Source organism: Corynebacterium sp. L4757 (genome assembly GCF_043673995.1).
In the GTDB taxonomy this organism is placed as follows: domain Bacteria; phylum Actinomycetota; class Actinomycetes; order Mycobacteriales; family Mycobacteriaceae; genus Corynebacterium.
Window position 1 is genome coordinate 78,875 of sequence record NZ_JBIMEN010000005.1, and the last position, 22,486, is coordinate 101,360.

A 22,486-nucleotide genomic window follows, 5' to 3' on the forward strand; every position below is an offset into this window, starting at 1 on the left:
ACCAGCAGCGTAAGTTGGATACTTCTCCCCTGCGCTTAGCCACATCATGATGTCGAGTCCATCACATTCAGGTCGCTCGAACGTCCACCCCGGCGCGCTGAATGTCCTGGGCCAGGACGACGATGGTTTCTCCGTCATGATTGAGGGCGGCGCCATTGACTGGACTGGTCACGCTAACCAGTCCGCGCGTGAGATTGAAGAAATGCAGGACTTCAACGCTTCCGTTGACGCTGCTATCGAGTGGGTCGAGACCAACTCCAACTGGGAAGAAACCCTGTTGATTGTTACCGCTGACCACGAAACCGGCTACCTCTCCGGCATGAATGAGCCAGAAGACGGCAAGTGGAACGTCATGGCCGGTGACACGTCTACCCTGCCGACTCACGAGTGGTACTCCGGTAACCACACCAACCAGGTTGTTCCTTTCTTCTTCAAGGGCGCGGGCTCTGAAGACATCATGGGCCAGGTCAAGGGCACCGACCCGGTGCGCGGTGACTACATCGACAACACTGACATCGCAAAGCTAGCGAAAAACACCTGGTGGACCGACGGCAGCAACGCCGGTGGCAACGACAATGACGACAAGAAGCCTGTTGCTTCTGGTTCCAGCAACGCTTTCTCTGGCCTTGCGGGCGCGGGCATCATGGCTGCTGTCATTGGCGCGCTGGTAGCACTCGCCCAATCCGTAGGCGTTGTCTCCATTGACACCTCCGCGATTGACCGTTTGATCCGCCAATTCAAGTAGTTCGCAATCACCAGTTTCTGGCTGGTGCTTTAATGGACTGCATGAACGCACGCGTTGCCTCCACCAATATTGCCGTCCCCCGCGACAATGCGGCTGGTACTTACAGCCGCACCGGGATCGATAAGCAGCCGGCCGAATCCATCTCTGTGTTCGCGCCCGGGCCCAACTACGGCGACGGCTCCGGCGTGACCGGAGATTTTATTGGCGATGACCAGCACCACGGCGGCGCACACAAAGCCGTGTATGCGTTCTCGCGCGAAGAGCTGGACTTTTGGCAGGATGAGCTAGGCAGAAAGCTTATCGATGGCTCCTTTGGAGAAAACCTCACCACCCACGGCATCGACCTGGGTGGTCTTGTCATCAATCAGCGCGTTCGAATTGGAACCGCGGTTTTAGAGGTCTCAGTCCCCCGCACCCCGTGCGCGACTTTTGCCGCGTGGTTAGCAGAAAAAGGGTGGGTGAAAAAGTTCACCGCACGCGGCGACTGTGGTGCTTATTTTCGAGTTATCTCCCCTGGCACCATCACCCCGAATGATGAGCTGATTCTTGAAGAAGCACCGAGCCACGGAGTCACCATGGCTGAAGCTTTCGCCGTGAAGATGGGCGCCAAAGAAAACCTAGAAAAAGTGGTGAATGCCCATTGTTTACCTGGGCATCACCACGAACAGCTTGCACGCCGTTTAGAGCGGGTAAATTAGCCGTTCACCACGTGTGGGTAGGCCAGGCCCTTGAGGCCTTCGACACCGAACTCGACGCCGTAGCCGGAGTTCTTGGTACCGCCGAATGGGATGCGTGGGTCCACGTTGCCGTGGGCATTGATCCAGGTGGTACCGGCTTCGAGCTGCGATGCGACCTCGAGGGCGCGCTCGCGGTCAGCGGACCAGACTGAAGACCCAAGGCCCACATCGAGGGAGTTGGCCATCTCAATGGCTTCATCGACAGTCGAGTACTTAATGATCGGCAGGGCTGGGCCGAACTGTTCCTCGGCAACCAATGGGTTGTCGTTGTCGATATCAGCAACCAGGGTGGTAGGGAAGAAGTAACCCGGCTGGTCGTAGTCAGGCTCACCACCGACGAGCACGCGTGCTCCGCCGTCCTTTGCAGCCTTGACCAGCTTGTCGACGATATCGAACTGCTGCTTATTCTGCAGCGGCCCCAGCACGTTCTCTTCTTCCAGGCCAACGCCCATTGGCATGTTCTTGGCTACCTCAACGAGCGCTTCAACAACCTCGTCATAGATGGATTCCGGAACATACAGACGCTTCATTGCGGCACAAGTCTGACCAGTGTTGATGAATGCGCCCCAGAATAAACCTTCAGCGATTTCCTTAGCGTTGACATCGTCAAGCACAATGCCAGCGTCGTTGCCGCCGAGCTCCAAGGTCACGCGCGCAAGGGAAGCGGCGGTGGATTCCACAATCTTGCGGCCGGTCTCGGTAGAGCCGGTGAACATCAGCTTGTCGATGCCCTGGCTCGTCGACAGCGCCGCGCCCACCTTGCCATCGCCAGTAACGATGTTGAGCACGCCTTCTGGCAGCACACTGTTGATGACCTTGACCAGCGCCAGAACAGACAGCGGAGTGTATTCGGAAGGCTTCATGACAACCGTGTTGCCCATGCGCAATGCTGGGGCCAGCTGCCATACGGAAATCATCATTGGCCAGTTCCATGGGCCAATTGCGCCAACCACGCCGAGCGGACGGTAGAAGACCTTCGCGGTGGTCTCACCATCTTCCACAACAGTGTGGTCAGGGGACTCGAAGGATGCGGTGGCGCGCAGCCAAGCGGAACACGCACCAACCTCAAAGCGGGCGTTTGGACCGTTGAGTGGCTTGCCCTGCTCGCGGGAGAGCAGCTCTGCGAGTGGTTCAGCCGCGGCTTCGATGGCATCGGCGGCAGCGAGCAGCAGTTCATTGCGCTTTGCCTCGCCGAGCTTTGCCCATTCCTTCTGCGCATCGCGTGCGCGGGTGATCGCTGCTTCCATATCTTCTGGGGTGCCGGCCGGGGCAACGCCCACAACTTCGCCGGTGGCTGGGTTTTTCACTTCATCGCCGGATTCAGCAACGATGGAAGCGAGTAGGGAATCATAGGTATCGAACTGGGACACGAAGTGCTCCTTATGTGTAGGTAACCGTGAAGAATACGCTTATCTCTAGGATATATATCACTTGCTTTTATTGTTGTGTTTGCGCGCACAGCACTTGTTTCTTAATGTGAACCACACCGCGCACGTGAGCGATATAGTTGGAACATGCCGCAATTACCTGCAACTACCTTGGACCTGACTAGGTGGCGAATGGCGTCGCGCTCAATATTCGGACAGCTTTCCGTGGACACGGATGACCCGGATGCATTCGAAGTCGAACTGCGCACTGCAACAGCAGGGGATGTGTCCCTGTTTGATATGCGCACCAGCCCGCATACGGTAGCCCGGCGCGCTGAGCACATCGATGCTGCCGATGTGCCGTATTGCAAGCTCAGCCTGCAGATTCAGGGCACGTCCACCATGCGTCAGGATGGCCGCGAGTGCACGTTGGAGCCAGGGGACTTGGCGCTGTATGTCACGCAGCGGCCTTATGAGCTGGAATATACCCATGACCAGCATTCTTTGGTGGTGCATTTTCCGCAGTCTTACCTGCACCTGACGCCGTTCCAGTTGGAGGCAATCACCGCCCGCACGGTTTCACGTGACCAGGGTTTGGGCCGTGTGATGGTGCCGCTGTTTGAGCAGCTCGCGGAAAATATTGATGTCCTGGAGGGACCACACGCGGTGGCGTTGGTTCAGTCTGCGTTGAACATGCTGGTGACGGTGTTCGCCTCGGAACTTGATTCGCAGCCGGGCATGAATTCAGAGAACTTGTTGTTTGAGCAGGCGCAGCAGTTCATTGATCAGAACATTGGGAACTCGGACTTAGGCCCGCAGATGATCGCCGATGCTTTGTTTGTCAGCGTGCGTCAGTTGCATGCGCGTTTTGCCGCTCAGAAGACCACCATCGGCGGGCACATCCGCGCCAAGCGCCTGGAACATATCAGGGAAGACCTGGCTAACCCGTTGATGAAACAAGACTCCATCGCCACCATTTCGGCACGCTACGGGCTACATGATGCATCGCAGGTTTCACGCGCCTTCAAGTCCGAATTTCGGGAATCACCCAGTGCATTCCGCGCGCGAGTGTTTCAAAGCTAGCCAGAGTTAAACCAGAGCTAAACCAGCAACAAGCAGGGGAGAAGCCCATGACTAACCAGTTTCCGCAAGCCTTTACCTACCAAGCCCTTCCCATGCGTGTGCGCTTCGGCGAGCCCGCGTTTGATGTCATTGCCGAGGAGCTTTCACACTTGGGCCTGCGCAAGGTTGTGGTGTTGTGCTCACCAGGCAGGGTAGAGCTGGGGCAGTTGCTTGCCGGTGCCATCCGCAACACCGTCGGCACCAGCGGAGGAGACTCCGACGCCACGTGTGCAGGTGTCATTGCGAAGGCGGTGATGCACGTGCCGCGTGAAGTAGCGGAAGAAACCATCGCTGAGGTGAAGCGCCTGGGCGCTGATGGTTGTGTGAGCATCGGTGGTGGTTCTGCGATTGGCCTGGGCAAGGCCATTGCGTTGGAGTTGGGATTGCCCACGGTTGCTATCCCAACGACCTATGCCGGTTCTGAAATGACCACCATGTGGGGCATGACTACCGATGGCAAGAAGACCACCGGCCGTGATGAATCGGTTCTGCCGAAGAGCGTTATTTATGACCCGGCGCTCACTTCCGGACTGCCCGTTGCAACATCTGTCACCAGTGGTTTCAACGCCATGGCCCATGCGGTTGAAGCGCTCTACGCACCCGATGCCTCACCGATCACCTCGCTCATGGCGGAAGAGGGAGTGCGGGCTTTGACCGCAGCTTTGCCTGGCGTCGTGGACAATCCTGAAGGGCTCACCGCGCGAAGCGAGGCCCTGTACGGCGCATGGCTATGCGGGGCGTGCATGGGTTCCACCACCATGTCGTTGCACCACAAAATCTGCCATGCCCTCGGCGGCACATTGAATCTTCCACACGCAGAAACCCACACGGTGGTGTTGCCGCACGTCCTGGCCTTCAACCAGCCGGCTATTCCAACAGCCGTCGGCGCACTATCCCGCGCGCTGGGCGGCACGAAGAACCCCGCGAAGCGCCTGTGGGAACTCGCCCATAAACTGGGCGCACCAATGTCTCTGCAAGAACTGGGTATGGACCGCGGCGACATCCCGAGCATCGCAAAGCAAGTGCACTCCGGCACATACGGAAATCCGCGTGAAGCTTCCGAAGAAGACATCACGCGGATTCTCAACGCCGCCTGGGCAGGGGAGTCACCGGCCATTTAGGTAAAGTTAGACAGATGATTCTCAAGGTTACCGTCGCGTCTCCTGCCAGACACGGGAACTAGCACTCAAAGTGCCAAAGCGAAGTCTCCTTCAATGCGCTATTCCCACTTCACATGAATGTTTGACCTGTGGGTTTCGCACGATCAGCAAGGTTTCCAGAAAGTGAGAAGCGAGTATGTCCCGAATTAATCCCTATTACCGCACAATCATTGATTTGCTGCAGTCGCGTTCGTTCTCTATCGATGATTACCAGCGTGAGTATAAATGGGATACCCAGAATATTGACGAGCTTTTATCTGACTTGCTTAATGCCTTCGAGAGGGATTACTCAGAGGGAGATTTGCCGAATCGGGTCCCAAATTACGGGGAGTATTTCCTTGGCTCAATCATCGTTTCCAAGAGGGATGGCAAGAACTTTCTTGTCGATGGTCAACAGCGCGTAACTTCATTAACGCTCCTGCTGATTCACCTCTACAGAGTAGCTTCAGAACGTGGGCTTGGTGTCGCCAGCACCATGAGCCCATTAATCTCTTCCGATAGTTTCGGCCAAATGAAGTTCAACCTCGATATCCCCGAACGCGTGGGAGCCCTTCATGCGATGTACGAGGGGACTGACTATAACGCCGACAATGACGACGAATCCGTAAAAACAATGCTTGCTCGTTTTGATGACATCGCGAACTCTGATCTTGAAGAGGAACTCGGAGCAGGATTTGAGGTCTTTGTTTACTGGCTCCTGCACAATGTAGGGCTTATTGAAATCGTCACAGAGTCCGACCAAGATGCGTATGCAATCTTCGAAACCATGAATGACCGCGGCAAGCCGCTTAGCCCTACTGACATGCTTAAAGCATATTTATTGGCGCCAATCTCTACTGCCGAGGCACGAAGCCGCGCCAATAAATCATGGCGCGACATTGTCCAAAGCCTCAACAACTCCGGAGATGATTCACACTCCGACCGCGATGTTGACTTCTTCAAAGCCTGGTTGCGCTCACAATACGCTGACTCCATGCGCGAAAGGAAGGTTGATTCCAGGGACCGAGACTGGGAACTCATTGGTTCTACCTACCACCGCTGGGTGCGTGACCAGTCGGAGAAGATCGGTGCCGGCAGCGAAGCAGGTAATCAGGAGATTATTACTAAAGAAATTCCTTTCTTCGCCCGCGCCTACCATCTGATTATCTCCGCTTCCAGGACTTACCAACCAGGCCTCGAAGCAGTCTTTTACAACGCCCATAATGACTTCACCTGGCAGCCAACCGTACTTCTAGCGGCACTAGATATGAATGATGACGAAGAGACAATCCGCCGAAAGATTAACGCTACGGCGACCTTCCTCGACATCTGGATTATGCGCCGAACGGTGAACTACATCAGGGTCGCTTACTCGAGCGTCTCCTACGCCATGTTTGCGCTCGTCCGCGATATCAGGCGTCTGCAGCTCGATGAGCTAATCGATGTCCTTCGCGCCAAGCTTGATGAGGAGGAGCCACGTATTGGTTTCCACGGCAGCCCGTCTCGTCATCGTGGCGGCGTTAAGGATCTGGCTCTCAATCAGTTCAGTCGACGCTACATCTACCACTTGCTCGCTCGCGTAACTGCCTTTGTGGAAAAGGAATCAGGCAAACCAGATCTCTTTGCAACCTTTGTAGACCGAGAATCAAAGAACTCCCTCGATCTGGAACACATTTGGCCTGCCAAGTACGAGCCTTATTCCAACCAATTCGAATCAAGGGATGAATTCTTCGCGTATCGGGACTACATCGGTGGCCTGTTGCTTCTTCCAGCAGATGTAAATCGAAGCTTCAAAGACAAGCCTTTTGAAACTAAGTCCTTGCACTATGCCAAGGAAAATCTTTGGGCAGCAAGTATGACTAAGCAGGCTTACGAGCATGCTCCGCAGTTCAAGAATTTCATTGCTCGTCACGGACTCAATTTCCATCCTTATGAGGAGTTCGGACGTGAAGAACAATAGGAACGCAGAGAGTTGCTGGAGCAACTGTGTGAGTTGATCTGGAGTCCTGACCGTCTGGAAAAGGAACGTCCTGGGCAGTAATAGATTCGAGGGTTAGGAACCTCGAACCCTGTAAGAAATGAAAAGTCTCGGTTCTTCCAATAGTTTGTGGAAGAGCCGAGCCTTCAAGCGATTTCCGCCCGCGCTTTTACTTCTTAGAGTCCACCCTTGAACTTGTCGGCCAGGCCGCGGGTGGCGGTGGCGAGCTGCTGGACGTCAGCGCCGATGCAGACGAACGCTGCGCCGGCGTCGACGTAGGCCTGGGCTTGTTCGAGATTGAAGGCGTTGATGCCCACGAGCTTGCCGGCATCACGCACAGCCTTGAAGGTCTTGTCCACCGCAGCGAGCACGTCGGGGTGCTGCTGCTGGCCAAGCAGACCCATGGATGCTGCCAGGTCGGATGGGCCGATAAAGACGGCATCCACGCCATCGACAGCCGCAATGTCGGCAGCGTCCTCTACTGCCTCAGCGGATTCCACCTGCACGGTGAGGCTCACAGTTTCGCTTGCCTTGTTGAGGTAATCCTCCACACCATTGAAACGAGACGAACGGGCGAGTGCCGCGCCAATACCGCGGACGCCACGTGGTGGATAGTGCATCGCCGCAACAGCCTTTTGTGCCTGCTCAGCGTTGTACACCATCGGAACCATGAGGTTCTGCGCGCCCAAGTCCAGATACTGCTTGATCAGCACGGTGTCATTGACCGGAATACGTACCACTGGGGTTGCTGGGTAAGCCTGCACGGTGCGCAGCAAACTGGTGACAGTCTCCAGACCGTAAGGGGAGTGCTCCGCATCAAGCAGCAGCCAGTCAAAGCCAGCAGAGGCAACAATTTCAGCGTTGGTCTCAGAACCAGAGGTAATAAACAGACCAACCTGTGCCTTGTCCGCGTCCGTGACGCGCTTGGCAAAGGTCTGTGGAAGTTCTACTGGAATCGGCATGTGATTGCTCCCAACTCACCGTAATCGGCATGGACGGTATCGCCTGGGTGAACCCACATTGGCTTGGTAAAGGAACCAGCCAAAATGATTTCCCCGGCCTTGAGGGTTTCACCGTGTGCGTGCAGCTTATTAGCCAACCAGGCAACACCCATCGCTGGGTGATTGAGCACAGCAGCGGCAACGCCGGTGTCTTCGATGGACTCATTGCGGTACAACAACGCGGAGACCCAGCGCAGGTCAACAGCGTCTGGTGCAACGGGGTTTCCGCCGTACACCATCGCGCCCAGCGCCGCGTTGTCAGAGATGGTGTCCACAATCGTGCGGCCTTCCATCTCAATGCGGGAGGAAAGGATCTCCAACGCAGGAACGACGTATTCGGTTGCGCGCAGCACATCGAAGATAGACGCGTTTGGGCCAGAGAGGTCTTCCTTCAGCACGAAAGCCAGCTCTACTTCAATGCGCACATTGGAAAACTGCGCGTGCTCAATGACTGAACCATTTTCAAAGATCTGGTCTTCAAAAATCGCGCCGTAGTCTGGCTCGGTAATGCCGGTGGCTTCCTGCATGACCTTGGAGGTCAAACCGATCTTGCGGCCAACCAGCTTCTGACCCGCATCAATCTTGCGCTGTACACACTGGCCCTGGACCGCATAGGAATCCTCCACGGTCATATCTGGATAGGTCGCGGTCAGGCGCGGAATCATGGTGCGGTTATTTTCCGCCTCATGCAGCTGTTTAGCAATATCTTGTAGTTGTTCTTGAGAAAGCATGTGATTTTCTCTCTTTTGCTCGAAGGGTTCTAAAGCGTAAACAAGCCCAAGCGCAGGTATCCCTCACGCTTGGGCTTGATTCTAGGCGGAGGGTTTAAAGCTGGTTGCCCAACTTGTACTCGCCCTTCTTCCAATCCGGTAGTTCCTTCTCGTCCTCTTCACGGGTGTAGGAGAAACCATCAGCACCGATGGTCTTTTCCATCTCGGAGGCATCGGAACGCTCAACCAGTGGCTGCACGTTGCCATCTAGGTCCAGAACGCGGGAGCCATCGGTGTACCAGGAAGGTACAACCGGGGTGCCCCACCAGTCACGACGCTGGTTATCGTGCACGTCCCAGGTCACGGTTGGGTTGTCTGGGTCGCCGGTGTAGTAGTCCTGGGTGTAGACCTCAACGCGGTGGCCGTCTGGATCGCGCAGGTAGAGGTAGTACGCATTAGAGACACCGTGGCGGCCTGGGCCGCGCTCAATCGCATCAGACTGGCGCAGCGCGCCCAGCTTGTCACAAATCGCGATGATGTTGTGCTTCTCGTGCGTTGCGAATGCAATGTGGTGCATACGTGGGCCATCGCCACCGGTCATCGCGGTGTCATGCACGGTTGGCTTGCGGCGCATCCACGCAGCATAGACGGTGCCTTCATCATCGCGGATGTCCTCGGTGATGCGGAAGCCCAAGTCCTCCATGTACGCAACTGCCTTAGGTACGTCTGGGGTGATCTGGTTGAAGTGATCCAGGCGAACCAGCGCGCCCGGAATGTGTGCATCATAAGCCCACGCGAGGCGCTCACGGTGCTCAACCTCGTAGAAGAACTCATAAGGGAAGCCCATTGGGTCCACAACGCGGACGGAGTCACCAATGCCGCGGACAAAGCCCTCTGGGTTGCGGCGGACTTCGCAGCCACGTGCCTCATAGAATGCCACTGCCTTATCTAGCTCCTCTGGGGAGCGGACGCGGTAGGAGAACGCTGCCACAGCAGCGGTATCGCCCTTGCGCAGAATCAGGTTGTGGTGGATGAACTCTTCATAGGTGCGCAGGTAGATGGCCTCATCATCTTCGTAGGTCACAACCAGGCCGAGGGTGTCCACGTAGAACTTACGGGACTCTGCCAGGTCGGTAACGATGATCTCCATGTATGCACAGCGCAAGATATCTGGTGCTTGAACTTCAGTCATGATGACTCCTTAGATATTAAGAAGGAAAAGGGGAGTGAGGGATAGCGCGGATTAGTCAGTCTGCTTGCCGAAGACTGGGTTGTGTACTTCACCGAGGTTGATGTGTACTGCCTGCTGGTCGGTGTAGAAGTCGATGGAGCGGTAGCCGCCCTCATGACCCAGACCGGATGCCTTGACGCCACCGAATGGGGTGCGCAAGTCACGGACGTTGTTGGAGTTCAACCACACCATGCCAGCGTCTACGTTCTGTGCGAAGTTGTGGGAGCGCTTCAAATCAGAGGTCCAGATGTACGCTGCCAGGCCGTACTTGGTGTTGTTGGCCAGCTCCAGTGCTTCCTCATCGGTGTCAAATGGGGTAATTGCAACGACTGGGCCGAAGATTTCTTCCTGGAAGATGCGTGCTTCTGGGTCAACATCCACGAACACGGTTGGCTGTACGAAGTTGCCTTCTGGGAACTCTTCTGGGCGCTCGCCGCCGGCAACCAGCTTTGCTTCCTGCTTACCGATTTCGATGTACGAGGTGACCTTGTCATAGTGCTCTGGGTGAACCAGGGCGCCGACCTCAGTCTTTGGATCGGAAGGCAGACCGACCTTGACGCGCTTTGCCTGTGCTGTGTAGCGCTTAACGAACTCATCGTAGATGCCGCGCTGAACCAGGATGCGAGAACCAGCGGTGCAACGCTCACCGTTGAGGGAGAAGACGCCGAAGATGGTGGCATCAATAGCTGTGTCCAGGTCAGCGTCATCGAAGACAACTGCTGGGGACTTGCCGCCCAGCTCCATGGACAGACCCTTCAGGTAAGGAGCTGCGTTGCCGAAGATGATCTGGCCGGTGCGGGATTCACCGGTAAAGGAGATAAGTGGCACATCTGGGTGCTTGACTAGTGGGTCACCGGCGAAGCCTTCTTCACCGAAGCCGTTGACCAAGTTGAAGACACCCTTTGGAAGGCCAGCTTCCTCGAAGATGCCTGCCCACAGCTGTGCAGACAGTGGGGTGAACTCAGCTGGCTTCAGGACGACGGAGTTACCGGTGGCCAAAGCTGGCGCGAGTTTCCAGGATTCCAGCATGAATGGGGTGTTCCATGGGGTGATCAGGCCAGCAATGCCGATTGGCTTGCGGTTGACGTAGTTGATCTGACGGCCAGGTACCTTGTACGCATCATCAGCCTGAGCCACAATCAGGTCAGAGAAGAAGCGGAAGTTCTCAGCCGCACGTTTTGCCTGACCGGTTGCCTGAGTAATAGGCAGACCGGAATCGAAGGACTCCCAAGCAGCGAGGGTCTCCGCGCGGGTCTCGACAACATCAGCGATCTTATCCAGCACGCGTGCGCGCTCACGTGGCAACATGGTTGCCCATGGGCCGTTTTCAAAGGCTTCCTTTGCCGCAGCAACTGCCTTATCAATATCTTCTGGCTTACCGGATGCAGCCTTGATGTAAGGCTCATTGGTTACTGGGTCGATGACATCAAACTCATCGCCGTCAACGGAAGCGACGAATTCACCGTTGATGTAGTGAAGGATCTTCTCTGGTAGGTCCTGTGGCTTTGCAGCGCCATTGTTAAAAGTCATGTCTTACTCCTTATTCTTGTGCGATTCTTAAGCGTTTGATTGAGCAAAAGTGGGATCTTCAGCAGCCAGCTTCTCTTCTGAATCCAGCTGCTTACGGTAGGAAACGGAGGTTTGTAATCGGTGGTTTCGGGCTTGAGCTTCGATGTAAAACTGATCCGCCTGGGCCTCAAGGAGAGCAACGAGTCTGTCATGTTCTGTCACCGAATCACGAGCCCGGTGCGGGACGTACCTGAAGGTAGAAACGCGGTGGTACTGCAGGTTCTCCCATTCATCGAAAAGCAATTGCACCAACCGGCTATTGGGGCACTTACGAAATAGCACTCGATGAAACTCTTTATTCAATTGTGTAAATTCCACCGGGTCGAAGTCATCCAATAGTGCGCGCATCTTGTCATTGACTCTGCGGGCCTCAGCGATATCCTGCGCGTCCAACAACGGCGCCGATAGGGCAGTGGCGCGCCCTTCCAGCACGGCGACGGTCTCCATAGTTTCGAAGTACACCTCTTGGTTGTAGGTAGAAACCCTGGCGCCTACGTTGCGTTCGTAGGTGACCTGGCCTTCTGCCTCCAACTGACGGATAGCCTCGCGCACGGGGACCACGCTGACTGACAGCTCATCAGCAATGGAGGAGAGCACCAGCCGGTGCCCGGGCTCATACTCACGGGTCCGGATTTTCTCCCGAATCCATGAATAAGCAATCTCCGCTTTGGATTTATTAGCTGTTTGAACTGTCATCAGACTGTGCCTGCGCAGGTTCCGGAACCGGGTTGGCTGCCAGGTATTCCTGGTAGGCCTCCTTGTTCTTTCCGGTCGGCGGGAAGAGGCCATCTAAGCTGGCGCCTTCTTTGACGCGTTCTGCAACCCATTCGTCTTCGTGTTCCTTGGCCAGTGCGGCATCGACGACTTCTTCGGCCATGTCGCGTGGGATGACCAGGACGCCGTCATCATCACCGACGATGATGTCGCCTGGCTGTACCGCGGCGCCACCACACGCAATGGTGATGTCGGAGTCCCATGGCACGTGCTTGCGGCCAAGCACGGATGGGTGTGCTCCCTGGGTGAATACCGGAAGGCCAATGTTTTTGACTTCCTCATAGTCACGCACACCGCCATCGGTGACCACGCCGGCAGCACCATTGGCTTGAGCTCGCAGAGCCAAGATATCGCCGAGCGTGCCCGAGCCGCGCTCACCGCGTGCCTCGATGACAACAACTTCGTCTTCGCGCAGCGTGTCAAAGACGTGCTTTTGCTCATTGAGGCCACCACCGTGGGACTTGAACAAGTCCGGACGGAACGGAATAAAGCGCAAGGTGCGCGCAACGCCAACCATCTTGGTACCCGGGGTCTGTGGGAAGACACCTTCGATGAAGCAATCCACGTTGCCACGGCCGCGCAGCTGCGCCGATAGACCTGCGGTTGGGGCTGCGAGCAGCTTAGCCTTCAGGTCAGCTGGCAGAGCCTGCTTGTCCTCGACAGGCGGCAGGCCAGCAGATTCACGGTCACCATAAGCATCTTCGCGCTGCTTGTCATCAACATTTGGCAGCATGCCCACGGCTGGATCGAACTCCGCAGGAACCTCAGTCACGGTGGTCTTCAAACGGCCAGAGGTCACGCCACCAGGAACATCAACTTCCACCTCAACGACGTCACCAGGGACGATGACGGTGGAACCAGCAGGAGTGCCGGTAAGGATGATGTCACCGGTTTCAAGGGTCATGTGCTGGGACAGGTCTGCAACGAATTGTGCGAGCGGGAAGATGAGGTCCTCATCGGAGGTGCCATCTTCCTGAACAATTTCGCCGTTTACCCAGGTGCGCAGACGCAGACCCTTCGGGTCAATGGTCTGAGCATCAATCAGCTCAGGGCCGATTGGGGTGTAACCGTCGCGCGACTTGGAACGGGTGTTGGAACCCTTATCCTGCGCGCGGTAGTCATACAGGCCGATATCGTTGGATGCCGTCACGTATGCGACATGCTCCCAGGCCTTATCCAAAGAAACGTTGCGCGCTGGCTTGCCGATGACCAAAGCCACCTCACCCTCAAAGGCCAACAGCTCCGTGCCGGCGGGACGCTCTACAACGCCACCGGATTCGGCCAGGGTGCTTGTCGCCTTGATGAAGTAGCTGGGATACTTTGGCCGGCGTCCACGCTGTGCGGCACGTGACTCAAATGCCACATGCACGGCTATCATTTTGCCCGGGTTCTCCGGGAGGAACGAAGGAACAGCCACGAAGAATTCCTTTCTGCTCATTGCTATTTGTCCTAAATCGTATATTATTTGATTGCGTTGGGCAAGTGCCTCACATCACAAACGCCCGTCTTGAACAATCAGCACCACAAAATTGAAAGGGGTTTTAATGACCTCGACAACCACAACCAGCGCCAACGCGTCTGCCAAAGAGCGTCGGCGGGTTTTGGCCGCAACAACCATCGGCACAGCCATCGAATGGTATGACTACTTTCTTTATGCATCAGTGGCCGGACTTGTATTCAACCAGGTCATGTTCGGCCCCCTCGAAGGCGGTCTGGCCAGCATCATTGCCTTTCTGACGGTGGGCATCTCATTCTTATTCCGCCCGCTTGGCGCCTTCTTGGCCGGGCACCTCGGTGACCGCTTGGGACGTCGCTGGGTTCTTATGGTGACGCTTTTTGCCATGGGTGGCGCAACCACCTTGATCGGTCTGCTTCCGACCTACGAGACTATTGGTTACTGGGCGCCAGTTCTTCTGATCCTCCTGCGTATCGTGCAGGGCGTTTCCGCCGGCGGTGAGTGGGGCTCCGCCGTTCTTCTGGCCGTTGAGCACGCACCACGTGAAAAGCGTGGCTTCTTCGGCGCGGGCCCCCAGATTGGTGTACCTATCGGTCTGCTTCTGTCATCTGGCGTGCTGTCTGTGATGAACTACATCGCTCCGGGCGATGCCTTCATGGAGTGGGGCTGGCGCGTACCGTTCCTACTCTCCATCGCACTGGTCGCTGTAGGCTACTTCGTCCGCATGGGCGTGGATGAATCTCCAGTCTTTGAGGAGATGTCTGAGCGCAAACAGGTTGAAGCTGAGAATCCAGCAAAGGTTCTGTTCAAGCGCTTTACCCCGCTGGTTATCGTCGCAGCCCTGGTCTTTGCCGGCAACGGCACCGTTGGTTACATGACCACCGGTGGCTACATCCAAAGCTATGCCTCCAACCCGGATGGCCCAGTCGGACTAGAGCGCGGCGATGTTCTCAACGCCGTCACCCTGTCTGCGGTGACCTGGATGCTATTTACCCTGTTTGCAGGTTTCATTTCTGACAAGATCGGTCGCCGCACCACCTACCTGATCGGCTTTGCCCTGCAGGCCATCGGCGCAGCAGCTCTCTTCCCACTGGTCAACACCGGCAGCTTGGGTATGTTGTACCTCGCGCTCGTCGCACTGACCGTCGGCCTGGGTCTGACCTACGGCCAGCAGTCAGCCATGTACGCAGAGCTCTTCCCAGCGTCAATCCGCGCTTCGGGCGTGTCCATCACCTACGCGATTGGCTCCGTCCTCGGCGGCGCCTTCGCCCCAATGATTGCTGCAGCCCTGGTTGAATCCACCGGCACCACCACCGCCGTATCCATCTACCTGGTCTCAGCCTGCGTCATCGGGTTCATCTGTGCCTTCCTGCTGCGCGAGCGCAAAGGAATTCCTCTGGATTCCGCACATGAAGAAGAACAGGCCGAAAACCACTTCATCTTCAGCAAGAGCTAAGAGCGCTTTCACCCCAATTGCCCCCGTTGCTTCCTTCAATCAAAGAAGAAGCTGGGGGCTTTCTTCTGGTCTCCACAGCCAATACTTCATTCACCCAGCAACACCCGCACGACACCACCCATAAAACAAGACCTGCAGTTTTGTTAAGTAAACCGGACTCAATACCACCTGTTTAGTGGGTCACTATTGCCAGTTGCGGCCGTATCATATATGATTTACCGCATAGGGTCTACGTCACAACAGCAACGTATCCAAGCGTGCAGTCACGTTCGCCTCCCTGAGGTCTCACACTCACATTGGTCGAGGACTACCCCCGATAGAGATTCACTCATCTAGATCATCTAAGGAGAGCCACATGCAGTTCCATCACAACGGCTATGTTTCAGAAGATCCTCGCGTCTTACCGGCCGAGGACTACGGAATTGACCGTCCAACCGAACTTCCGGATGAGATGGACGTCCTCATCGTGGGTTCTGGACCAGCTGGCATGATCGCTGCAGCACAGCTGTCCATGTTCCCGAACGTTCGAACCCACATCATTGAGCGTCGCCCGCACCGCTTGGAACTGGGCCAGGCAGACGGCATTCAGTCCCGCTCGGTGGAGACCTTCCAGGCTTTCGGCTTTGCTACTGAGATCACTGATGAAGCGTACGAGATCACTGAGATGTCCTTCTGGAACAAGGATCCAGAAAATCCAGAAAAGATCGTCCGCGGCGCACGCCCTCTGGATGATGAATTCGGCATCTCTGAATTCCCACACCTCATCGTGAACCAGGCACGCGTCTTGGACTACTTCGCACGCTTTGCCAAGCATGGCCCGGCGCGCATCACCCCTGACTACGGTTGGAAGTTCATCTCGCTCGAGGTAGGGGAGGGCGAGTACCCAGTTGCCGCAACTGTTGAGGATGAAGATGGCAACCAGCGCGTCATTCACGCGAAGTACGTGGTGGGCTGCGACGGCGCGCACTCCCGTGTTCGCAAGTCCATCGGCCGCACCATGGAAGGCGACAAAGCCAACCACGCATGGGGCGTTGTTGACTGCGTTGTAGAAACTGACTTCCCAGACTGGCGCACTAAGGCTGCTATCCACTCCAAGGCTGGCTCTTCCCTACACATCCCTCGTGAGGGTGGCTACCTCTCTCGCATGTACATCGACCTGGGTGAAGTTCCAGCAGATGATAATGGCAATATCCGCAACACCTCTGTTGAGACCATCATCAAGAAGGCGAATGAGATCTACGCGCCTTATAAGATTGACGTCAAGGAAGTTGCTTGGCACTCGGTTTATGAGGTCGGTCACCGCCTGGTTAATGCGTTCCATGACCATGAAGAGACCCCACGCGTCTTCCTCACCGGCGACGCTTGCCACACTCACTCCGCGAAGGCGGGTCAGGGCATGAACGTTTCTATGCAGGATGGTTTCAACATTGCTTGGAAGCTCGGCCACGTCCTAGAGGGCCGCGCGCCAGAGGACTTGCTGTGCACTTACCACGGTGAGCGTCAGCCAGCGGCGCAGAACCTCATCAACTTTGACCGCGAGTGGTCCACCTTGATGGCAACCCCAGTCGAAGAGCTGGAGGATCCAGAAGCAGTGGAGAAGTACTACGTGGATGCTGAGGAGTTCGCTGCAGGCATGCTCACCGAGTACGCACCGAATGCCATCGTTGCGGATTCTTCCCACCAGGACCTGGCTACCGGTTACCCAGTGGGTAAGCGCTTCAAGTCTTATGTGGCAAAGCGCCGCGCTGATGCGCGCCTGCTGCACATTGGCCACGAGCACGTTGCTGATGGCCGCTACCGCATCTACGTCTTCGCGGACCAGACCGCCCCAACTGCAGATGACAAGAACTCTCCAGTTGTGCAGTGGGCTGATGCCGTCACCGACACCGTTGCCAAGTACACCCCATCTGGCGCTGATGAGAACGCCTTGTTCGACATCAAGGTCATCTACCAGCAGCACCACCACACCTATGAGCACGCCGATGCCCCACGCATCTTCCGCCCGCTCAACGGTAAGTACAAGATCACCAACTGGGAGAATGTCTGGAACGCGGACAAGGACCAGGACATCTACGAGGCTCGCGGTATCTCTCGCGACGGCGCTGTCGTCATCGTCCGCCCTGACCAGTACGTCGGCGCTGTCTTGCCGCTGGATAAGCCTAAGCTTGTTGATGAATACTTCACCGGCAACCTGATTGCTCGCTAAATAAAGCGGCATCAACACCTAAACGCACCGAAGGACCGGAGCCTTTCACACACGGAAGGCTCCGGTTCTTTTTGTCCTTATCTTCAAATGGACAGAGAATGCGGCAGACCGCCATAGCAATCCGTGGTCCGCAATCCTTTCATGTCACACTGCCCGCAAAAAGTAATTCATTGCAGAAAGTACTTTAGTTCTTTGTTGTGGTTAACATGCATCATTACTCCTGAGTAGACTCACCTGCGTGCGCACAAGTTGGAAGATTTTAACCCGTGACCTGAAACGGCTTGGGCGAGTGCCCAAAGCCTGGATCATCTTGATCGGCATGCTTGTTGTCCCAGCGCTGTATTCCTGGTTCAATATTGCGGCCTTCTGGGACCCCTACGGCAATACAGAAAACATCAAAGTCAGCGTGGTCAATGAGGACCTAGGCGGTAATTCTGATGCCATTGGGCACTTAGATGTGGGTAAGCAAATAACCGAACAGCTGCAGGACAATGACCAACTGGGCTGGCAAATTCAAGACGCTCAGACCGCAGAGGACCAGCTCAGACGCGGGGATACCTATGCCACCATCATTATCCCGGAGAATTTCACCGCGGATCTATTAGCCATAACTGAAGGCACCTTATCCCGTCCCGCGCTGGAGTACCGGGTTAATGAGAAGTCCAGCGCCATTGCCCCACAGATCACTGATACCGGCGCTACCGGGGTCGATCAAGCAATCACCTCGGCTCTCAAGCAGGAGATAGCGAAGGCGGCCGCAACCACGATCAGTGATGAGGGTAAGTCTCTAAAGGACGCCATCATTGATGCACGCGATTCGACAAATTCTTCCTTCGGCGAAACCGCAGCGAACCTGCAATCCACACGTGGAGGATTGGATGATTTCGCCTCGCGCCTCAGCGAGGCTGAGACGTCCATGACCGGGGCCAAAGACACCATTTCTTCCATCGACCAAGCGCTGGTGGAGAGCCAGGATGCACTCACACAGGTCCAGGACCTGGCCGCCACCGTACAGTCGGAGATGGCCAACTTTACGGACCAGACCACATCAGCCTTCGTGGAGGGAACAACGGCAGTAGCGGAAGGGACGGCATCGGCACGCGCATCTGTTGCTGATATCAATGCCATGCTGCAGCAGACCAGCGGGCGGCTGGATACCGCAAGCAAACAAACCGGCGATGCCATCGCCGCTGGTGACGCCGCCATCGCGCAGGTTCAAGGCTTGCTCAATGACAATCGGCTTAGCCCGGATGTTGCCGCACCACTGGAAGAGACCTTGCAGCGTCTGGAGGCCGGCAACGCCGCGAGTGAGCAATTGATTGCCGATGTCTCCCAGCTTGGCTCCGACACCGCCTTCACCGTCGATGCCGTATCGCAGGCCGCCGATGCCATTGACACGGCTGCCCAGGATACTCAGACTGCATCGCAAGCATTGCGTGATGCAGTAGGCGGCGGGATTCCTGCGCTTAATAGCGCGCTGAGTAATTTAAGCTCTACTGCAGGAGCCTTCGCGGGCTCTTTGGAAGGCCAAAGGACCACCCTAGGGGAAGCGAATAACCTGATCGATGGGGTAGTGGCGCAGCTGGAATCTACCCGCGGGGCACTCGATGATTTCGATCTGACCCTGGCGGGCCTTGAGGACGACGTGCAAGATGTCCGCAGCGACATTCTGGCGTTGACTGCGTCCTCCAACTCTGAGGCATTGCGCACCGTTACCGGTCTTAATCCTGAAGACATCGGCGAATTCTTTGCCTCACCGGTGACCATCAACAGCGAACCGGTCTATGAGGTTAATTCCTATGGTTCCGCCATGGCTGGGCTCTTTACTAACCTGTCGCTCTGGATCGGCGCCTTCATGCTGCTGGTTGTCTTCCGCGTCGAGGTAGATACTGAAGGCCTCAAGCGCGTGAGCGTCCGCCAAGCCTATATCGGGCGGTTTCTGCTCATGGCAATAATGGTTGCGCTCCAAGCCATCATCGTGACCACCGGCAATCTCATCATTGGCGTGCAAACCGTGAATGCCGTCGCGTTCATCGGGACCGCTATCCTCGTCGGCTTGGCTTATCTCAGCATCATCTATGCGCTGGCTTCCACACTGGGATTAGTGGGTAAATTCATCGCCGTACTGCTGGTGATCATGCAGATCCCTGGCGCATCAGGGCTCTATCCCATCGAGCTCATGCCAGGATTCTTTAAAGCCATCTATCCATTCCTTCCCTTCTCCTACGGCATTGATGCTCTACGTGAGACCATCGGTGGGTTCTATGGCACCCACTACCTACAATTTATGGGCATGCTTGCGCTCATGGGGACCGTTGCCTTCATTCTTGGTGTCTTCATGCGTAAGAACCTGGGACATTTCAATATTGTCTTCAATCGTGAGATGGCAAAGAGCGAACTCATTGAATCTGAAAACGTTCAGGTGGTGGGCAATGGCTACCGACTCGCGGATATTGCCCGCGCACTCGAGGACCGCGAGGATTTTGCCAGGGGAATCCAGGAAGAAGCTGAACGCTATACCCGCCGCATCCACATCACCGCGGGCATCGGCGTAGCCGGCATCATCGCTCTCGCCATCGCCGCATGGGTAGTGCCAGATTCAAAGGCGCTGCTTCTAGGATTGTGGACTGCCTGGACTCTATTACTCATGGCTCTAGTCATCACCTTTGACTACATCCGTAAATCCCTCAAGCAGTCTGAAGAGATCGCACAGCTCGATGAGAAGGCTCTGCAGCAGTCCGTCTCTGCCCAAGCTGCTGGCCTGCACACCGTTGACATCGCCAATGCCAGCGGCACCAAGGAAGGGGAGAACTAATGCGCGATGCTCTTTCTGTCATCAAAAATGACATCACCAAAGTACGCCGCAGTGTGATGGCTTCTTGCCTGATTCTCTTTCTCATCCTCATTCCACTGCTTTTTACCTGGTTCAATGTGTTGGCCAGCTGGGATCCTTTTGGCAATACCAAAAACCTAAAGATTGCCGTGGCTAGTGAGGACACCGGATACACCAGCGATCTTTTCCCTATTGACATCAACGTTGGTGAGCAAGTGCTTTCACAACTTCGCGCCAATGACCAAATGGATTGGGTAATCACCGGCGCTGATGATGCCCTGGAAGGCACCCGATCCGGTGAGTATTACGCTTCCATAATCCTGCCGGAGTCATTTTCCGATGACATGCTGACTTTCTATGCCGATGGCTCTTCGCCAGCAGAGATTGCGCTGCACACCAATGAGAAAAAGAATGCGCTAGCGCCGACTATTGCTAATCAAGGAGCGCAAGGGCTATCCACGAGTATTTCTGAAACCTTTACCCGCACCGTGGGCGATGTCTCGCTGGGGCTGGTGACATCACTGTCTGATTTCCTTGATCAAGATGACACCCAGGATGCTCTGAACCGGATTGAAGCTCGCGCTGAAGGTTTACAAACGCAACTACGCAATGGCGCGCGCACCGCCCGAACCATGGGAGAGCTGGCCGAGTCCACCATTCCGCTGATAGAAAGTGCTCAACGCATCATCGATGCTCCGTTGCCTGAACTTCCTGAGACTGCACAAAGTAACGCCGGGGATATCACCGGTGCTTCCGATGCCCTCGATGGCGCACTATCCGCCACCCGCGAAAGCTATGTTGTTGTGGAAGAGCGCATCAATGCTCTCTACGAGACCGCCAATGTTTCACGTGAAACCCGTTCGGAAACACTGAATACTCTGGCCGATAATGTTCAACTCAACATCGATGCCTACCACGGTCTAAAGGCGACCGTTGATTCTCGAATTCGCCCGGTACTACCGGCCGAAGCTGCGACCTTACGAGGCCAACTCGATGAGGCCATCGCCGCGCAAGAAAGCGTCCGCGATCGCCTTCGTGCGGCCGCCGAGTCCGACAGCCCCGAGCGCCCCGATTTCTCGTCTCTAGACCAAGCGGCAAGCGCCATCGATGATGTTCGCAACTCCGGCATTCGCGATCAGATAAGTGAACTAGGGGAGACCCTGCGCGGAATCGGCGACACCATTGAATTGCCCGAGGGCAACATTGAGCTCAACACTGAGTCTTTAACCGGCGCCAGCCAAGCCTTGAACAATGTTGGCGATACCCTCGATGAAAACGCCACTAGCCTTAACGCTCTTCGTGACCGCATCAGCACCGCTGGCGAAACCGGTGACCTTTCTGAATTGGCCAACATGGTCGGCGATGACCCAGATGCCTTTGCCCAGATCCTAGCTTCACCCGTCACGGTTGACCGCCAAGCCATCTATCCGGTCACAAGCTTCGGCACTGGCATGACCCCGCTGTACACTACCCTCGCGCTCTGGGTTGGCGGCATCTTAGCCGCGGTGGCATTGCGTACCGATGTCGCCGCAAAGCTCACCAAGCGTCGCCGCACAAACGACGACGCTGTCGACGACTCTGAAGACACTGCCGTATCTGAGACGATCACCAGCGAGTCCAACAATCCAGAAGCAGAAACTGAACCCGAAGAGATCGGCCCTTTGGCGAAATACTTTGGACGCTACGGCACTTTCGCTCTCATTGGATTGGCCCAATCTACGCTGCTAACACTGGGCTTAATCTTCTTCGTCAAAATAGAACCGGCCCATCCATTCCTATTGGTGTTAGCCGGTTGGGTGACATCGATCATCTTCATGCTCTTGATTTATGCGTTCACGGTGGCACTAGGTAATGCTGGTAAAGCACTATCGGTGTTCTTGTTGGTCATTCAAATTTCCAGCGCCGGTGGTTCATACCCACTACAACTTCTTCCAGAGTGGTTCCAGAACATCAGTCCGTGGCTTCCAGCAACCTATACCGTTCGCGCATTCCGCGCTGCCATTGCAGGAATCTACCAGGCCGATTACTGGATTGCTCTTGCAACCTTGCTGCTGTTCATCATTCCAGCATTGATACTCGGCGTTGTGCTACGCAAGCCTTTTGCCAAATACACATCCAGCCTGAATGAAGCTCTGGCGAAGACCAAGATGATGTAGTTAGAC

At 55.9% G+C, this 22,486-nt stretch carries 16 protein-coding genes; 9 read left to right on the forward strand and 7 right to left on the reverse strand.

Translation table 11 applies throughout. The annotated features are described in order from the left end of the window. The first annotated feature begins 49 nt into the window (after positions 1-49). On the forward strand, positions 50-745 hold the full coding sequence (locus ACG98I_RS07545; protein ID WP_394719709.1) for an alkaline phosphatase: 696 nt from the start codon (positions 50-52) through the stop codon (positions 743-745). Between the two features lie 41 nt (positions 746-786). Further along, positions 787-1,443 carry an MOSC domain-containing protein gene (locus ACG98I_RS07550; protein ID WP_394719711.1) on the forward strand — a complete coding sequence of 219 codons (657 nt, stop codon included), beginning with the start codon at positions 787-789 and terminating at the stop codon, positions 1,441-1,443. Here ACG98I_RS07550 and ACG98I_RS07555 read toward each other — a convergent pair. Next, positions 1,440-2,852, reverse strand: a complete 1,413-nt coding sequence (locus tag ACG98I_RS07555; RefSeq protein WP_394719713.1) for an aldehyde dehydrogenase family protein — start codon at positions 2,850-2,852, stop codon at positions 1,440-1,442. The two genes, ACG98I_RS07550 and ACG98I_RS07555, sit on opposite strands and share 4 nt — an antisense overlap. A 144-nt stretch (positions 2,853-2,996) precedes the next feature. On the opposite strand from ACG98I_RS07555, the gene ACG98I_RS07560 reads away from it, so the two are divergent. The 3 genes from ACG98I_RS07560 (at position 2,997) to ACG98I_RS07570 (ending at position 7,070) form a co-directional block, all read left to right on the forward strand. Further along, a complete protein-coding gene (locus ACG98I_RS07560) occupies positions 2,997-3,932 on the forward strand; it encodes a helix-turn-helix domain-containing protein (protein ID WP_006822226.1) in 936 nt (311 codons plus the stop codon). Between the two features lie 47 nt (positions 3,933-3,979). Beyond that, complete coding sequence (locus ACG98I_RS07565; RefSeq protein WP_394719714.1) at positions 3,980-5,092, forward strand: maleylacetate reductase; 1,113 nt, start codon at positions 3,980-3,982, stop codon at positions 5,090-5,092. A 175-nt stretch (positions 5,093-5,267) separates the two neighbouring features. Then, a complete protein-coding gene (locus tag ACG98I_RS07570; protein WP_394719716.1) occupies positions 5,268-7,070 on the forward strand; it encodes a DUF262 domain-containing protein in 1,803 nt (600 codons plus the stop codon). A gap of 194 nt (positions 7,071-7,264) precedes the next feature. Here the strand turns inward: ACG98I_RS07570 and ACG98I_RS07575 are convergent, their stop codons facing one another. The 6 genes from ACG98I_RS07575 to ACG98I_RS07600 all read right to left on the reverse strand — a co-directional run bounded on the left by ACG98I_RS07575 (position 7,265) and on the right by ACG98I_RS07600 (position 13,811). Beyond that, on the reverse strand, positions 7,265-8,050 hold the full coding sequence (locus ACG98I_RS07575; protein WP_394719718.1) for an HpcH/HpaI aldolase/citrate lyase family protein: 786 nt from the start codon (positions 8,048-8,050) through the stop codon (positions 7,265-7,267). Next, the gene (gene hpaH / locus ACG98I_RS07580; RefSeq protein ID WP_394719720.1) at positions 8,035-8,820 is read right to left on the reverse strand and encodes a 2-oxo-hept-4-ene-1,7-dioate hydratase; all 786 of its coding nucleotides are present in this window, start codon (positions 8,818-8,820) and stop codon (positions 8,035-8,037) included. The genes ACG98I_RS07575 and hpaH overlap by 16 nt, the downstream gene beginning before the upstream one ends. Positions 8,821-8,914: 94 nt before the next feature. Continuing rightward, positions 8,915-9,991: a 3,4-dihydroxyphenylacetate 2,3-dioxygenase gene (gene hpaD / locus ACG98I_RS07585; protein WP_394719721.1), complete on the reverse strand. Its 1,077-nt coding sequence runs from the start codon at positions 9,989-9,991 to the stop codon at positions 8,915-8,917. 51 nt (positions 9,992-10,042) lie between these two features. Beyond that, positions 10,043-11,560, reverse strand: a complete 1,518-nt coding sequence (hpaE, locus tag ACG98I_RS07590) for a 5-carboxymethyl-2-hydroxymuconate semialdehyde dehydrogenase (protein ID WP_394719723.1) — start codon at positions 11,558-11,560, stop codon at positions 10,043-10,045. 27 nt (positions 11,561-11,587) lie between these two features. After that, positions 11,588-12,295: a GntR family transcriptional regulator gene (locus tag ACG98I_RS07595; protein ID WP_394719725.1), complete on the reverse strand. Its 708-nt coding sequence runs from the start codon at positions 12,293-12,295 to the stop codon at positions 11,588-11,590. Beyond that, entirely contained in the window at positions 12,276-13,811 is a 1,536-nt protein-coding gene (locus ACG98I_RS07600) for a fumarylacetoacetate hydrolase family protein (protein WP_394719727.1), read from the reverse strand. Before ACG98I_RS07600 ends, ACG98I_RS07595 begins: the two co-directional genes overlap by 20 nt. A 106-nt stretch (positions 13,812-13,917) precedes the next feature. Between ACG98I_RS07600 and ACG98I_RS07605 the strand changes: the two genes are divergently transcribed. The 4 genes from ACG98I_RS07605 to ACG98I_RS07620 all read left to right on the forward strand — a co-directional run bounded on the left by ACG98I_RS07605 (position 13,918) and on the right by ACG98I_RS07620 (position 22,480). After that, positions 13,918-15,285 carry an MFS transporter gene (locus ACG98I_RS07605; protein ID WP_394719728.1) on the forward strand — a complete coding sequence of 456 codons (1,368 nt, stop codon included), beginning with the start codon at positions 13,918-13,920 and terminating at the stop codon, positions 15,283-15,285. Positions 15,286-15,640: 355 nt separating this feature from the next. Then, positions 15,641-17,491 carry an FAD-dependent monooxygenase gene (locus tag ACG98I_RS07610; protein ID WP_394719729.1) on the forward strand — a complete coding sequence of 617 codons (1,851 nt, stop codon included), beginning with the start codon at positions 15,641-15,643 and terminating at the stop codon, positions 17,489-17,491. 238 nt (positions 17,492-17,729) lie between these two features. Next, positions 17,730-20,306, forward strand: a complete 2,577-nt coding sequence (locus ACG98I_RS07615; protein WP_394719731.1) for a YhgE/Pip family protein — start codon at positions 17,730-17,732, stop codon at positions 20,304-20,306. Then, entirely contained in the window at positions 20,306-22,480 is a 2,175-nt protein-coding gene (locus tag ACG98I_RS07620) for a YhgE/Pip family protein (RefSeq protein ID WP_394719733.1), read from the forward strand. The genes ACG98I_RS07615 and ACG98I_RS07620 overlap by 1 nt, the downstream gene beginning before the upstream one ends. The last annotated feature ends 6 nt before the right edge of the window (positions 22,481-22,486 follow it).